This is a genomic window from Burkholderia sp. L-4, from assembly GCF_056856535.1.
In genome coordinates, this window is record NZ_JBXEOX010000001.1 from 2676691 (window position 1) to 2692222 (window position 15532).

12 protein-coding genes and 1 tRNA gene are annotated in these 15532 nt (G+C 67.3%); 7 read left to right on the top strand and 6 right to left on the bottom strand.

The features are described from left to right. Window positions 1-37 precede the first annotated feature (37 nt). From AC1VVG_RS12430 to AC1VVG_RS12445, 4 genes are all read left to right on the top strand, one after another. A complete protein-coding gene (locus tag AC1VVG_RS12430; RefSeq protein WP_034190720.1) occupies window positions 38-496 on the top strand; it encodes a RidA family protein in 459 nt (152 codons plus the stop codon). Window positions 497-509: 13 nt separating this feature from the next. Next, entirely contained in the window at window positions 510-1394 is an 885-nt protein-coding gene (locus AC1VVG_RS12435) for a PhzF family phenazine biosynthesis protein (protein WP_034190719.1), read from the top strand. A 216-nt stretch (window positions 1395-1610) separates the two neighbouring features. Then, complete coding sequence (locus tag AC1VVG_RS12440) at window positions 1611-3950, top strand: bifunctional diguanylate cyclase/phosphodiesterase (protein ID WP_034190718.1); 2340 nt, start codon at window positions 1611-1613, stop codon at window positions 3948-3950. 204 nt (window positions 3951-4154) lie between these two features. After that, complete coding sequence (locus AC1VVG_RS12445) at window positions 4155-5363, top strand: chromate transporter (RefSeq protein ID WP_034190717.1); 1209 nt, start codon at window positions 4155-4157, stop codon at window positions 5361-5363. A 51-nt stretch (window positions 5364-5414) separates the two neighbouring features. Here AC1VVG_RS12445 and AC1VVG_RS12450 read toward each other — a convergent pair whose 3' ends face one another. Further along, the gene (locus AC1VVG_RS12450; protein ID WP_473376752.1) at window positions 5415-5861 is read right to left on the bottom strand and encodes a multidrug/biocide efflux PACE transporter; all 447 of its coding nucleotides are present in this window, start codon (window positions 5859-5861) and stop codon (window positions 5415-5417) included. A 112-nt stretch (window positions 5862-5973) separates the two neighbouring features. On the opposite strand from AC1VVG_RS12450, the gene AC1VVG_RS12455 reads away from it, so the two are divergent. Continuing rightward, complete coding sequence (locus AC1VVG_RS12455) at window positions 5974-6858, top strand: LysR family transcriptional regulator (RefSeq protein ID WP_034190715.1); 885 nt, start codon at window positions 5974-5976, stop codon at window positions 6856-6858. A gap of 38 nt (window positions 6859-6896) precedes the next feature. On the opposite strand, the gene AC1VVG_RS12460 is transcribed toward AC1VVG_RS12455, so the two are convergent. The 5 genes from AC1VVG_RS12460 to AC1VVG_RS12480 all read right to left on the bottom strand — a co-directional run bounded on the left by AC1VVG_RS12460 (window position 6897) and on the right by AC1VVG_RS12480 (window position 14810). Next, complete coding sequence (locus tag AC1VVG_RS12460; RefSeq protein ID WP_034190714.1) at window positions 6897-7355, bottom strand: CopD family protein; 459 nt, start codon at window positions 7353-7355, stop codon at window positions 6897-6899. A gap of 240 nt (window positions 7356-7595) precedes the next feature. Next, window positions 7596-9917: a DNA topoisomerase IV subunit A gene (parC, locus tag AC1VVG_RS12465; RefSeq protein WP_034190713.1), complete on the bottom strand. Its 2322-nt coding sequence runs from the start codon at window positions 9915-9917 to the stop codon at window positions 7596-7598. 69 nt (window positions 9918-9986) lie between these two features. Further along, complete coding sequence (locus AC1VVG_RS12470; protein ID WP_034190712.1) at window positions 9987-11969, bottom strand: DNA topoisomerase IV subunit B; 1983 nt, start codon at window positions 11967-11969, stop codon at window positions 9987-9989. Between the two features lie 220 nt (window positions 11970-12189). Then, window positions 12190-14139, bottom strand: coding sequence for an ATP-binding cassette domain-containing protein (locus tag AC1VVG_RS12475; RefSeq protein WP_482835688.1), 1950 nt, complete (start codon window positions 14137-14139; stop codon window positions 12190-12192). Between the two features lie 266 nt (window positions 14140-14405). Further along, window positions 14406-14810: a DUF4399 domain-containing protein gene (locus AC1VVG_RS12480; RefSeq protein ID WP_049030232.1), complete on the bottom strand. Its 405-nt coding sequence runs from the start codon at window positions 14808-14810 to the stop codon at window positions 14406-14408. Window positions 14811-15010: 200 nt separating this feature from the next. Here AC1VVG_RS12480 and AC1VVG_RS12485 point away from each other — a divergent pair, with 200 nt between their 5' ends. Beyond that, entirely contained in the window at window positions 15011-15193 is a 183-nt protein-coding gene (locus AC1VVG_RS12485) for a rubredoxin (RefSeq protein WP_034190709.1), read from the top strand. A gap of 146 nt (window positions 15194-15339) precedes the next feature. Continuing rightward, a tRNA-Arg gene (locus tag AC1VVG_RS12490) sits at window positions 15340-15414 on the top strand. The last annotated feature ends 118 nt before the right edge of the window (window positions 15415-15532 follow it).

The window sequence follows — 15532 nt, forward strand, 5'->3', positions numbered from 1 at the left end:
TTTTTCCTGTCACGACTCTCTACGAGGAATCGATTACATGGCTAACGTCTACGACAAGCTGAAGTCGCTCGGCATCGAGCTCCCGACCGCCGGCGCACCGGCCGCCGCCTACGTGATGAGCGCGCAAAGCGGCAACACGGTGTACCTGTCGGGCCACATCGCGAAGAAGGACGGCAAGGTCTGGGCCGGCAAGCTCGGCGCCGACCTGCAGACGGAAGACGGCAAGGCGGCCGCGCGCGCGATCGCGATCGACCTGCTCGCGACGCTGCACGCGCATACCGGCGACCTGAACAAGGTCACGCGCATCGTGAAGCTGATGAGCCTCGTCAACTCGACGCTCGACTTCACGGAACAGCACGTCGTGACGAACGGCGCGTCGGAGCTGATCGCCGAGGTGTTCGGCGACGCCGGCAAGCACGCCCGCTCGGCCTTCGGCGTCGCGCAGATCCCGCTCGGCGCATGCGTCGAGATCGAGCTGATCGCCGAAGTCGCGTAACGGGCCCGGCACGATGTCCGGCCGCCTCGTCCGCTTCAAGCAGGTCGACGTGTTCTCGTCGGTGCCGTTCAAGGGCAATCCGCTGGCCGTGGTGTTCGACGCCGATTCGCTCGGCGACGACGCCATGCTCGAGATCGCCCGCTGGACGAACCTGTCGGAAACGACGTTCCTCTGCACGCCGACCGATCCGGAAGCCGACTACCGCGTCCGGATCTTCACGACGGGCGGCGAATTGCCGTTCGCCGGCCACCCGACGCTCGGCACCGCGCATGCGTTCCTGGAAAGCGGCGCGCGGCCGCGCACGCCGGGCCGGCTGATCCAGCAGTGCGGGGTCGGCCGGGTCGCGCTGCGCGAGCAGGCCGGCGGCTGGGCGTTCGCCGCGCCGCCGGCACGCGTCACGCCGCTCGACCGTTCGGACTACGCGGCGCTGGCCGCCGCGCTGCGCAGCGACGCGCTCGACCTCGATGCCGAGCCGTGCGCGGTCGACAACGGCGCGCCGTGGCTGGTCGTGCGGCTGAAGTCGGCCGACGCGTGCATCGGCCTGTCGCCCGATCCGGTCGCGCTGGAAGCGCTGACCCGCCGCTACGGCGTGGACGGCCTCGCCGCCTACGCGCCGCACGCCGAAGGCGGCCCCGCGACGTTCGAGATCCGCTGCCTGATGACGGGCGGCCAGTTCGGCACCCCCGGCGAGGATCCCGTCACCGGCAGCGCGAACGCCGCGCTGGCCGGGCTGCTGACGCGGCAGAATCGCCGCCCCGGCCCGTCGTATACGGCCCGCCAGGGCACGGCGATCGGCCGCGACGGCCGTATCGCCGTCCGCTACGACGAAGACGGCACGACATGGATCGGCGGCGACGTCGTGACGGTCGTCGACGGCACCTTCCGGTCGCCCGCCTGACATTCCGCGATGTGCGATGGCGCCGGCTCGTTCGGCGCCCTACGCTTCGCCCAACTATCGCAAAAACGTTCCAGCCAGTAATATCGGGCCTAATCCGTTGTTTCGGACGTCTGTCCATGGTTGCGCATCCCGCGAACGAACAGACGCCGGGATAACCCCAACCCAAGCCAGCCATCCGGACGGATGGCGCACGCGAGCAGGACGCCACCCGCTTCGATGAGCTCCGCCCGGTCCAACCACACGCCGCCGAACCGGCCGCTGCGCACGCCGCGCAAATCGCGCCGGCGGGCGCTATTTGCGATCCCGCTGCTCGGGATGCTGGCGCTCGCGCTGTTGTGGGCCGTGATCATCGCGCGGCTGTCGGTGGAAAAGGACAGCGCGTACAAGGAAGCGGCGGCCTCCGCCGCGATCCTCTCCTCCGCGCTCGAGCAGCATACGGTCAAGGCGATCCACCAGGTCGACCAGATCACCCGCTTCGTCAAGTTCGAATTCGAGAAGTCCCCCGCGCACTTCAACCTCGCGAGCGCCGTCGAAAAAGGCGTCGTGCCGAGCGATACGCTGATCCAGGTGTCGCTGGTCAACGCGAAGGGCATCCTGTTCGCGAACACGGCCGAGCTTCATCCGCAGCCGATCAACCTGTCCGACCGCGAGCACTTCAAGGTCCACCTCGCGCACAACGACGACCGCCTGTTCATCAGCAAACCCGTGCTCGGCCGCGTGTCGAGCCACTGGACGCTGCAGATGACGCGGCGCCTGAACAACCCGGACGGCAGCTTCGCGGGCATCGTCGTCGTGTCGGAAGACCCGAGCTATTTCACCAACGACTTCTACAACAACGCGGCGATCGGCAAGGAAGGCGTGATCGCGGTGGTGTCCGACACGGGTACGGTGCTCGCGCGGCGCACGGGTTCGCTGAACAACGCGCCCGGCGCGTTTTCGGCATCGGGCGTCTACCCGATCGCCGAGCGCGTGACGGGCACGATCATCGACCCGATCGACGGCGTGACGCGCATCGTGTCGTACCGCCACCTCGACGGCTATCCGCTCGCCGTGATGGTCGGGCTGTCGCAGACGGAAGAGTTCGCGGACTACTACCACACGCGCAACGTCTACCTGTTGATGACGAGCTTCATCACGCTCGCGATGCTCGCGTTCTTCGGCGTCGCGACGGGCCTGATCGGCAAGCTGCTCGGCCGCGAGCGCGAGATGACGCAGCTTGCCGAATACGACCTGCTCACCGGCCTCGCGAACCGCTACGCGACGCTGCGCGGGCTGCGCAACGACGTGTCGATGCCGGCGAGCCTGTCGCGGCTCGGCCTGCTGTTCATCGATCTCGACAACTTCAAGACCGTCAACGACACGCTCGGCCACAACGCCGGCGACATCGTGCTGCAGATGACCGCGTCGCGCCTGGCCGACGCGGTCGGCGACGAAGGCTCGCTCGCGCGCATCGGCGGCGACGAGTTCGTCGTCGTGATGAAGGGCGACGACGTCGAGCGGCGCGCGGTGCGGCTCGCCGAAGCGATCATCCGGATGTTCGGCGAGCCGTTCGACGTGCGCGGCAGTTCGTTCGTGCTGCATGCGAGCATCGGCATCGCGCTGCACACCGTCGCGAACGAAAGCGAGATCGACCTGCTGAAGAAGGCCGACCTCGCGATGTACAGCGCGAAGGACGCCGGCAAGAACTGCTACCAGTTCTATGCGCCGCACCTGTCGCACCGCGCCGATCACCTGATGCGCTGGGAACAGCAATTGCGCGTCGCGCTCGCCGAGGGGCAGCTGTTCCTCGCGTACCAGCCGAAGATCGACCTCACGCACCGGTACATCACCGGCTTCGAGGCGCTCGCGCGCTGGGATCACCCCGAGCACGGGATCATCTCGGCGAACGAATTCATTTCGATCGCCGAATCGACGGGCCTGATCGTGCCGATCGGCGACTTCGTGATCCGCACCGCGTGCGAGCAGATCGCGCGCTGGCGCGACGAGGGCCACGACACGCTGACGCTCGCGGTCAACATCTCGCCCGTGCAGTTCTGGCGCGGCGACCTGATCGAGACGATCTCGCGCACGCTGCTGGAAACCGGCATCGACGCGAACCGGCTCGAACTCGAAATCACCGAGACCGCGATGATGGAATATCCGGAGCTCGTGTCCGAGAAGATCGTCGCGCTGAAGAAGCTCGGCATCCGCATCGCGCTCGACGATTTCGGCACCGGCTATTCGTCGCTGTCGTACCTGCACCGCTTCTCGGTCGACACGCTGAAGGTCGACCGCTCGTTCGTGCAGGCAATCCCGAACGATCGCAGCGTGTGCGTGATGGTGTCGTCGATCGTGCATCTCGCCCGCTCGCTCGGCCTGACCGTCGTCGTCGAAGGCACGGAAACCGAGGAGCAGATCACCTGGCTGTCCGCGCTCGGCGAGATCGAGGCACAGGGCTTCCTGTTCTCGCGCCCGGTGCCGGCCGACGCGATTCCCGCCCTGATCGCGCGCTTCGGCGTGCGCGGCGACCATCCGAACGTCATCGCCCATCGCGCGACCGGCAGCACGGGCGCCTGAGCGGCGAAACCGCCGCTATCACGGCGCGCGTTGCGCACCGCCGCAATTGTTGCGTTTCCCGATCCGATCGTTTAGTTCATTAACTAGCGTTTTCGCGCATGGCAGTGTCACGATGCGCGGCGGACAATCGGGAGGGCCTACGTGTCGGCGGGCCGCCGGCATGGCCATACGCGAGAGATCCGGCCCTGCGCCAACCACACAACCATGACTACCGTCGAAGTCGAAGCGACCGCTCGTGTCGAAGAGGCACAGGCATCCCTATGGACCTTGTTCAAGGTCGTCGCCGGTATTTCCGCGCTCTCGTGGGGCGGGCTTTCGATGATGGCGCAGCTCGAACGCCACTACGTTGAACGGCTGCAGCGCATCGAACCGCACGTATTCGGCGATCTCGTCGCGCTCGCCTGGCTCGTGCCGGGCCCGGTCGGCTGCAACGTGGCGGTGCAGGTCGGCCAGACGCTGCACGGCCGCGCCGGCGCCTGGGTTGCCGGTATCGCGAGCGTGCTGCCGTTCTCGATCCTGATGACGCTGTTCGCGATCTTTTATCAGACGCCGCTCGTGCGCTCGCTGGCCGCGCCGATGCTGATCAATCACTTCGGGATGGTGCTCGCCGCGCTGATCGGCGTCACGTGGGTCAAGCAGCTGCGCGCGCTCGCGCGCACCCGGCTCGAGCAGGCGATCGCCGCGCTGTCGACGATTCTGCTCGCTTTCGCGCATACTCCCGCCGCTTTCGTCGGGATTCTCTTCGCCGCGTTTGCAGCGGGCTGGCTGACGGGGCCGACCCAGCGCGACGCGGTCGAATTCACGCTGTCGAAGCGCGACCGCAACCTGCTCGTGCTGCTCGGTGTGCTCGTCGCGCTGTTCGCGGTGCCGCTGCCAGGCGATTACCAGGCGCAGCTACTGTGGCCGCGCCTCGCGGGCGCCGGCATGACGCTGTTCGGCGGCGGCTTTTCCGCGCTGCCGGTGCTCAAGACGCTGTTCGTGTCGCCGGCGACGGGCATCTCCGATCATGACTTCACGCTGGCGTTCGCGCTGTCGCCGGTGGCACCGGGCCCGCTGCTGAACGTCGTGCCGTTTCTCGGCTACCTGACCGACGGCTGGGTCGGCGCGCTGCTCGCGACGGCCGCGCTGTTCATCCCGTCGGGATGCCTCGTCGTGTTTGCGCAGAACCACCTGTCCCGGCTCAAGCGCCACGCGCGCTTCGAGCACGGCATGCGCCTGCTGCGCGCGGCGACCACGGGCTTTCTTGTCGTCGCCGTCGCGAAGATCCTGCATCGCGAGCCGGCCGACCCGGTTTACTGGCTGACGGGCGCCTTCGCGACGCTGTGCTTCGCGCGCTTCAAGGTGCCCGTCTATGCCGTCTACGGCGCGGTCGCCGTGGCGTGCGGCGTGTGGCTGTGGGCCGCCTCGCACTGACAGGCCCCCGCAGCCCTGCTCCACCGCCCGCCACCGGCGCGCCGCCCCTCCTCAACCGGCCTGCACCGCGACCCGGCGAGCCATCCGGCGGGCCCGCAGCGCGTCATACGCGAGATTGAAGCAGAACGTGTAAGGCAGGAAGAACAGCACGATGCCGAGGTCGAGCAGCAGTGCCTCGACGAGGCTCACGTTCAGCCACCACGCGGCCACCGGCACCACCATCGCGACGAGGCCGAGCTCGAACATGACCGCGTGCGCGATCCGCATGCCGAGCGTGCGCTTCAATCCCGCGCGACGCTCGAAGCGGTCGAACAGCGTGTTGAACGCCATGTTCCACGCCATCGCGATCAGCGACACCATCACCGTCAGCACGCCGACGTGCGACACCGGCATGTCCAGCAGCCATGCACCGATCGGCGCGCACAGCGCGATCGCGACCAGCTCGAACGTCAGCGCGTGCAGCAGCCGTTCCGTCACCGTTTTGTTCACCTGTTTCATGATGCCCTCCTATTCGTTACGTCATGCATGTCGGCCATTTTGATCGGCGATACCGGTTGAATCCAGTTTGTTATCATCGGTTTTGCCGATAATAAGAAGTCTGGAGCACCGCATGCACCACGCCCCCGAAGCCCTGCTCGCATTCGCCGAGGCCGCGCTGCTCGGCTCGTTTACGGCCGCCGCACGCAAGCTCGGCAAACGCCAGTCGACCATTTCGGAAGCCATCGCGAACCTCGAAATCGATCTCGGCGTGCAGCTGTTCGACCGCTCGACGCGCGCGCCGACCCTGACCGACGCAGGCCGTGCGCTGTTGCCGCAGGTGCAGCGCGCGCTCGAGGCCAGCGCGGCGATCGACCGAACGGCCGCACGGCTCGCGCACGGCGAGGAAGCGCGGCTGACGCTCGTCGTGTCCGACACGTACCAGTCGAAACGCTACGAGGAAACGCTGATGGCGCTCGAGCGGCGCTTTCCGGCGCTCGAGCTCGAATGCCAGATCGCCGAACACGAGGACGTGCTCGACCTGATACAGCAGGGCCGCGCGCAGCTCGGGCTGATGGCCGCGCGCGCGGCCTACCCGGCCGATATCGGCGCGGCGACGGTGGCGGAGGAATCGGAGATCGGGCTGTTCGTCGGGCGCACGCATGCGCTCGCCGAATACGGCGACGCCGAGGTGCCGCACGCGGCGCTGCGCGACGTGCGCGAGCTGCGCCTCAATACCTATGTGAAAACGGAAGGCCGCGGCACCGACGACCGGATCGTCGTCGGCACGCAGCACTGGCTGGCGCCCAGCTACCTGATGCTGCTGGAGATGGCCGTACTGGGGTTCGGCTGGGCTGAACTGCCGCGCTGGATGGTCGAGCACTTCGCGCGCGATCGCCTGTGCGAGCTGCGCTCACGCGGCTGGCCGCGCCGCGTGCGCGTGGATGCGGTCTGGTCGCGCAACCGGCCGCTCGGCCCGGCCGGCGCGTGGTTGCTCGATGCGATGCTGGCCGCGTAGCGGCGCGGGCGGCCCGGCCGGCAGCCCGCGGCGAGCGATCAGAACCCGCGCGACAGCACGGCCGCGCCGATCGTGACGACGCCGAGCACGAGATTGACGACGACGAGCAGGCGCACGGCATTCACCGCGCGCGCGCCGTCCGGCCAGTTCTGCGCCTGCACCGCGCGGCGGATGCGCGGGAACAGCGCGAAGCGGATATGGCCGAAGATCAGCATCATCACGACGCCGAGCCCGGCCATCGCGTGCAGCGACCACGTCGCGTGCGCGCCGCCGAATTCCACGAGCAGGAAGCCGCCGGACAGCAGGATCACGATCACGGAACCGGCCACCCAGTTGAAGAAACGGCCGAACACGCCTTCGATCAGCGGCAACCGGAGCTGCGGCGACAGGTCGGACAGCGCCGGGCGCAGGCAGAAGTGCGCGAAAACCATCCCGCCCACCCACACGGCAACGGCCAGCAGGTGAAGAAACAGCGCGACGGCAACAGCGTGGGACATGGCGACAATCCTGTGATGAGTGGGGACCAGCGAACGGCCGCGTCGCGCGCGGCATCAAGCGACGTTCGACCGGCCAATTGCGTCCCGGTTCAGACCCCCGGCGCGATTTCACATTATTTTGCAAGTTCCGCGTGACAGCGCCACACGTGGCTTACCCGAGTCGCCGCATCCAAACAAAAGGCCGCCCACCCGCCGAAGCGGATGGGCGGCCTGTCGATCGCGGCCGAACCGGGCCCGGCGTCAGCCGAGCAGCGGGCGCAGTTCGTTGACGACCTTGAGCTTCGTCTCCGGCGCGCGGCCCTTGCGTGCGCGCTTGCCGATGTGCGGCGCGAGCCCGGCGTACGACAGCGTCTCGTCCTGCGCCTTGCCGCCGCGGCCGGTACCGATCAGCACGACGCCGGCCGGATCGATCGCCAGCGCCTGCACGAGCGTTTCCTTGTCGTCGAGCGCCATCAGGATCACGCCGCGCCCGCCGCCGGACAGCGTCTTCATCTCGTCCATCCCGAATACGAGCAAGCGGCCGCCGCTCGACAGACATGCGACCTGCGTCGCGTTCGGCAGGACCGGCATCGGTGCGAGCGGCACCGCACCGGCGTCGATCGTCATGAACGCCTTGCCGGCCTTCACGCGGCTCACCATGTCGCCGACCTTCGCGAGGAAGCCGAAGCCGTTGCTCGACGCGAGCAGCAATTGCTGGTCGGCCGACGCCGCGTAGTAGTGCATCAGGTGCGAGCCCGATTCGAGCTCGATCAGCGACGTGACGGGCACGCCGTCACCGCGCCCGCCCGGCAGCACCGACACGTCGACCGAGTACACGCGGCCGCTGCTGCCCCACGCGATCAGCCGGTCCGGCGTGCGGCACTGGAACGCCGCGTACAGGCTGTCGCCCGCCTTGAACGAGAACGCGGCCGGGTCGAGCCCGTGGCCCTTCAGCGCGCGCACCCAGCCCTTCTGCGACACGACGACCGTCACCGGCTCGTCGACCACCTTCGCCTCGAACGTCGCGCGCTTTTCCTGCTGGATCAGCGTGCGGCGATCGTCGCCGTACTGTTTCGCGTCGGCCTCGATCTCCTTGATCATCAGCCGCTTCATCGCGCTTTCGTTCGCGAGCAGTTCCTCGAGCTTCGCCTTCTCGTCGCGCAGCGCGTCGAGTTCCTTCTCGATCTTGATCTTCTCGAGCCGCGCGAGCTGACGCAGCCGGATTTCGAGGATGTCTTCCGCCTGCCGCTCGCTGAGGCCGAACGCGCTCATCAGCGCGGCCTTCGGCTCGTCCGACTCGCGGATGATGCGGATCACCTCGTCGATGTTCAGGAAGACGATCATCCGCCCTTCGAGGATGTGGATGCGGTCGTCGACCTTCGCGAGACGATGGCGGCAACGGCGCGTCATCGTCAGCTGGCGGAACTTCACCCACTCGTCGAGGATCGTCAGCAGGCCCTTCTGGCCCGGCCGGCCGTCGGCGCCGATCATCACGAGGTTCAGCGTCGCGTTCGACTCGAGGCTCGTGTACGCGAGCAGCGTGTTCACGAATTCCGTCTGGTCGATCGTGCGCGACTTCGGCTCGAACACGAGCCGCACCGCCGCTTCCTTGCCCGACTCGTCGCGCACCGCGTCGAGCAGGTCGAGCATCGCCTTCTTCGTGTTGAGCTGCTCGGGCGTCAGCGTCTTCTTGCCGAGCTTGAGCTTCGGGTTGGTCAGTTCCTCGATTTCCTCGAGCACCTTCTGGCCCGACGTGCTCGGCGGCAGCTCGGTCACGACGAGCTGCCACTGGCCGCGCGCGAGATCCTCGATCTTCCATTTCGCGCGCACCTTCAGGCTGCCGCGGCCGGTTTCATAGGCCGCCGCGATTTCGGCGTCGCTCGAGATGATCTGGCCGCCGCCCGGGAAATCCGGGCCGGGAATCAGGTTCATCAGCTCCGCGTGCGTGAGCTTCGGATTGCGGATCAATGCGACCGCAGCGGCCGCGACTTCGCGCAGGTTGTGCGACGGGATTTCGGTCGCGAGGCCGACCGCGATGCCCGACGCGCCGTTCAGCAGCACGAACGGCATGCGGCTCGGCAGCGTCTTCGGTTCCTCGAACGAGCCGTCGTAGTTCGGCATGAAGTCGACCGTGCCCTGGTCGATCTCGTCGAGCAGCAGCTTCGCGATCGGCGTGAGGCGCGCTTCCGTGTAACGCATCGCCGCCGCGCCGTCGCCGTCGCGCGAGCCGAAGTTGCCCTGCCCGTCGATCAGCGGGTAGCGCAGCGAGAAATCCTGCGCGAGACGCACGAGCGCGTCGTACGCCGACTGGTCGCCGTGCGGGTGGTATTTACCGAGCACGTCGCCGACCACGCGCGCCGACTTCACCGGCTTCGCATCGGGCCCAAGACCCATTTCGTTCATCGCGAACAGGATCCGGCGCTGCACCGGCTTCTGGCCGTCGCACACGTCGGGCAGCGCGCGGCTCTTCACGACGCTGACCGCGTAGCTGAGATACGCCTGCTCCGCGTAGTTGCCGAGCGTCAGCGCTTCGGCGTCCGGTGCATCGGACCCGGCGAAGAGATCGGAAGTATTGTCGTCCATCAGAATTCCGTATTCGTAAGTGGCGTGAGGCCGGGCCGGGCGTCATGCCCGGCCGCGCGGATGCGTGGCTTAGATGTCCGCTTCGACGTCGTTGCCCTTTTCCTCGAGCCAGCCGCGCCGCGCGGCTGCCTCGCCCTTGCCCATCAGCATCGTCATGCGCGCGACGGTTGCCTCGTAGTCGAGCTCGCCGAGCTTCACGGGCATCAGGCGGCGCGTATCGGGGTTCATCGTCGTGTCCCACAGCTGCTCGGCGCTCATTTCGCCGAGACCCTTGAAGCGGCTGATGCTCCACTGCGTCTCGCGCACGCCGTCCTTGCGCAGCTTGTCGAGCGTCGCCTCGAGTTCGCCGTCGTCGAGCGCGTAGAGCTTCTGCGCGGGCTTCTTGCCGCGCGCGGGCGCATCGACGCGGAACAGCGGCGGACGGGCGACATACACGTGGCCGCGCTCGATCAGCTGCGGGAAATGCTTGAAGAACAGCGTGAGCAGCAGCACCTGGATGTGCGAGCCGTCGACGTCCGCGTCCGACAGGATGCAGATCTTGCCGTAACGCAGGTTCGACAGGTCGACGGTGTCGTCGGGGCTGTGCGGATCGACACCGATCGCCACCGAGATGTCGTGCACCTCGTTGTTCGCGAACAGGCGGTCTCGCTCGGTTTCCCACGTGTTCAGCACCTTGCCGCGCAACGGCAGGATCGCCTGGTATTCCTTGTCGCGGCCCATCTTCGCGGAGCCGCCCGCCGAGTCGCCCTCGACGAGGAACAGTTCGTTGCGCGCGATGTCCTCGGTTTCGCAGTCGGTCAGCTTGCCGGGCAGCACCGCGACGCCCGAGCTCTTGCGCTTCTCGACCTTCTGGCCCGCCCGCGTGCGCGCCTGCGCCTGCTTGATCACGAGCTCGGCGAGCTTCTTGCCGTGCTCGACGTGCTGGTTCAGCCACAGTTCAAGCGCCGGGCGCGAGAACGACGACACGAGCTTCACCGCGTCGCGGCTGTTCAGGCGCTCCTTGATCTGCCCCTGGAACTGCGGATCGAGCACCTTCGCGGACAGCACGAACGACACGCGCGCGAACACGTCTTCCGCGAGCAGCTTCACGCCCTTCGGCTGCAGGTTGTGCAGCTCGACGAAGCTCTTCACGGCCTGGTACAGGCCGTCGCGCAGGCCGGATTCGTGCGTGCCGCCGGCCGGCGTCGGGATCAGGTTCACGTACGACTCGCGCACGAGCGACCCCTCCTCGCTCCAGGCGACGACCCACGACGCGCCCTCGCCCTCGGCGAACGAATCGTCGCCCGAACGCGAATCGGCGAACCGCTCGCCTTCGAACAGCGGGATCAGCAGCTCGCTGCCGTTCATTTCGTCGAGCAGGTAACCGCGCAGGCCGTCTTCATACTTCCACGCCTGGCGCTCGCCGGTCTTCTCGTTGACGAGCACGACCTCGACGCCCGGCAGCAGCACGGCCTTCGAGCGCAGCAGGCGCTGCAGCTCGCCGAGCGGCAGGTTCGGCGAATCGAAGTACTTCGGATTCGGCCACACCTGCACGCGCGTGCCGGACTTCTTCTCGCCGCGGCCCGCGGCCTGCGTCGCGAGCGGCTTGACGACGTCGCCTTCGGCAAAGCCGAGCTCGGCGATCTTGCCGTCGCGCCACACCGTCACGTCGAGGCGCGTCGCGAGCGCGTTCGTCACCGACACGCCGACGCCGTGCAGGCCGCCCGAGAACGTATAGGCGCCGCCGGCGGCCTTGTCGAACTTGCCGCCTGCGTGCAGGCGCGTGAACACGATCTCGACGACCGGGACACCCTCTTCGGGGTGCATGCCGAACGGGATGCCGCGGCCGTCGTCCTCGACCGAGACCGACTGGTCGGCGTGCAGCGTGACCGTGATCTGCTTGCCGTAGCCGCCGAGCGCCTCGTCGGACGCGTTGTCGATGACTTCCTGGATGATGTGCAGCGGATTCTCGGTACGGGTGTACATGCCGGGCCGCTGCTTGACCGGCTCGAGACCCTTGAGCACCTTGATCGATGCTTCGCTATAGGCCGCGCTGGGTTTCTTCGTTGACATAGGCGCTGAATTTCGTCATTCATCGGGACGTTATCCACACCTCGTGTGGATAACATCGTGGACAAAACGTTGAGTTCCGTAAAAAAGCGAATCGAAACAACGGTGTGCTTGGACTGCTCCGAAAGCGGGCGCGCGGCGTGCGCTGCGCGGCCCTGAACGCGCGGTATTTTACTGGTTCCGCGTGGCGCGCCAATCGCGGGATCGGCGCGCGCCGCACGCGTCACGCCGGCTTGCGCTTCGCCTCGAGCGTTTCCCACCGTTCGAGCGCGGTGAGCAGTTCGTCGTCGATCGCCGCGAAGCGCTCGGTCAGGCGCGTGCCTTCCTGCGGATCCTTCGCGAAAATCGAACCGTCCTCGAGCTGCGCATTGATCGTCTTCTGCTCCGCTTCGAGCGCGGCGATCTTCTCCGGCAGCGAATCGAGCTCGCGCTGCTCGTTGAACGACAGCTTCACCGTGCGCTGCGCATTGCGGCCCGGGGCGCTCTTCGCCGCGTCTTCCTTCACCGGCACCGCTTCCTTGACCGCGCGCTTCGCGGCTTCCTGTTGCGCGAGCTGCTCCGAACGCTCGCTCTGGATCTGCCAGTCGCTGAAGCCGCCGACGTATTCGCGCCACTTGCCGTCGCCCTCGGCCGCGATCACCGACGTCACGACGTTGTCGAGGAACGCGCGATCGTGGCTGACGAGCAGCACCGTGCCGTCGTAGTCGGCCAGCAGCTCCTCGAGCAGCTCGAGCGTCGGGATGTCGAGGTCGTTGGTCGGTTCGTCGAGCACCAGCACGTTGGCCGGGCGTGCGAACAGGCGCGCGAGCAGCAGCCGGTTGCGCTCGCCGCCCGACAGCGACTTCACCGGCGAACGCGCGCGCTCCGGCGCGAACAGGAAATCGCCGAGATAACTCATCACGTGCTTGCGCACGCCGCCGATCTCGACCCACTCGCTGCCGGGGCTGATCGTATCGGCGAGGCTCTTGTCCTGGTCGAGCTGCGCGCGCATCTGGTCGAAATACGCGACCTGCAGGTTCGTGCCGGTGCGCACGGTGCCCTCGTCGGGCTTCAGCTCGCCGAGGATCAGCTTGAGCAGCGTGGTCTTGCCCGCGCCGTTCGGGCCGACGAAGCCGATCTTGTCGCCGCGCATGACCGTCGCCGAGAAGCGGTCGACGACCGTGCGGCCGCCGTAGCGCTTCGTCACGTCGGTCAGCTCCGCGACGATCTTGCCGGACTTCTCGCCCTGCGCGACGTCGAGCCGCACGTTGCCCTGCGCATTGCGGCGCTCCGCGCGCTCGTTGCGCATCTGCACGAGCCGCGCGATGCGGCCGACGCTGCGCGTGCGGCGCGCCTCGACGCCCTTGCGGATCCACACTTCTTCCTGCGCGAGCAGCTTGTCGAACTTCTCGTTTTCCACGCGTTCGACTTCGAGCTGCTGCGCCTTGCGCGTCTGGTACGCGGAGAAATTGCCCGGGTACGACAGCAGCCGGCCGCGATCGAGCTCGACGATGCGCGTCGCGACGCGATCGAGGAACGCGCGATCGTGGGTGATGAACAGCAGGCCCGCGCGCTGCGAGACGAGCAGCTCTTCCAGCCAGCGGATGCCGTCGAAGTCGAGGTGGTTGGTCGGCTCGTCGAGCAGCAGCACGTCGGGCTGCAGCACCAGCGCGCGCGCCAGCGCGACGCGCTTCTGCATCCCGCCCGACAGCGCGTCGACGCTCGCGTCGCCGTCCTGCAGGCCGATCTGCGCGAGCGTCATCGCCACGCGCGTGCGCCAGTTCCATGCGTCGTGCGCGTCGAGCGACGACTGCAGCGCGTTCATCCGCGCGAGCAGCGCGTCGTGCTCGGCGCCTTCGGGCGTATCGGCGAGACGATGCGCGATCGAATCGTATTCTTCGAGCAGTTCGCGCGTGTGCGCGAGCCCCGACGCGACCGCGTCGAACACCGTCGCGCCCGGTTCGAACTCGGGCTCCTGCGGCACGTAGACGGTCACGAGCTCCTGCTGGCGCGTGATCAGGCCGTCATCGGGCTTCGCGAGGCCGGCGACGATCTTCAGCAGCGACGACTTGCCCGCGCCGTTGCGGCCGATCAAGCCGACGCGTTCGCCAGCTTCCAGCGAGAAATCCGCGTGATCGAGCAACGCGACGTGACCGAACGCGAGCTGCGCGCCGGTAATGGAATAGAGCGACATGGGGAGACGGCGAAGAGAGGAATCGGAAGCGCCCATTGTACCGGGCGCGGAGGCCGGCACCGGCATGGCTGGATGGACGAGCATTGCAACCGGTACGCGAAACGCGCCGGCGCGGTGCGACGCGTGGCTGGCGGCCGGTATCCGGGCCGAAAACCGCCGTGCGGGTTGCGTGCCCGCACGAACGGGCGAAGGCCGGCCCGATGCCCGTGGCCGGCCGATCGGCGATCCCGCGCGCGGCACACCGGGCGCCCGCGCGAGACGTGCGATTACTTCACGTTGACGGTGATCGTCGAGCTGATTTCGGGGCCGTACGAACGGTGGGCGCCGTCGCCGAGCTGCAGCGTCAGCGTGTGCTTGCCGGGTGCCAGCTTCACGTCGGTTTCGGTCTGGCCCTTGCCGAAATGCAGCGAATGGTCGCTCGCCGGGATCACGTCGCCCTTCGGCACCGGCTTGCCGTCGATCAGCAGGTGATGGTGGCCGGTATCCGGCGTCATGTCGCCGGCGGGCTTGAGCTCCATGCCATCGAGACCGAACTTCACGTGCACGGGGCTCGACACCGTCGCGCCGTCCTGCGGCTCGACGAAGAACACGCGCGCCTCGGCACGCGCGAGCGTCGACACGGCCAGCGCCGCGACGCACACCCCACCCGCGATCCACTTTCTGTTGAGCATCGTTTTCCTCCTTCAGATTGACAGGCCCACGAAGCATACACTGCATGCCCGCGCCACGCGATGATGCCCGTTGTTCGCGATGCGTACGTTTAAAACGACGTTGCCTAGGTGTTCGGCGAAATTCCGGTACTATTGCGCCTTTCGTCCGCTGGACAGGGTGCGGACGGCATTACCGAGTTTCCATTTTTCCCGAGCACCACATGAGCGAAGTAACCGAATACCAGAGCTGGGTCTGCCTGATTTGCGGGTGGGTCTACAACGAAGCCGAAGGACTGCCCGACGAGGGCATCGCGGCCGGCACCCGTTTCGCCGACATTCCCGCCGACTGGCGCTGCCCGCTGTGCGACGTGGGCAAGGAAGATTTCGTCGTCGTCGATTTCTGATGGTTCGTTCCGATCGCGGGTGATTCCGCGATACGCGCGTCGGCACACATTCCGCGCCGCCGACGCGCCGCGCGTTTGCTATACTCTGCGCGCTGTCCACACCGCCGTCCGGCTCGCGTTTTTCGCGTGATCGACTGGATATGGCTCTCCCCGTAGTTCAATGGATAGAACAAGCGCCTCCTAAGCGCTAGATACAGGTTCGATTCCTGTCGGGGGGACCAGAGATCCTCCAAAGTTTCACCAGCTTCGCCACATAAACCCCGTCACGCTTGGCTGTGCGGGGTTTTTTGTTGCAAACTTCCACCAGCGACCACCAGTGGAAACAACCCCCGACTTGGG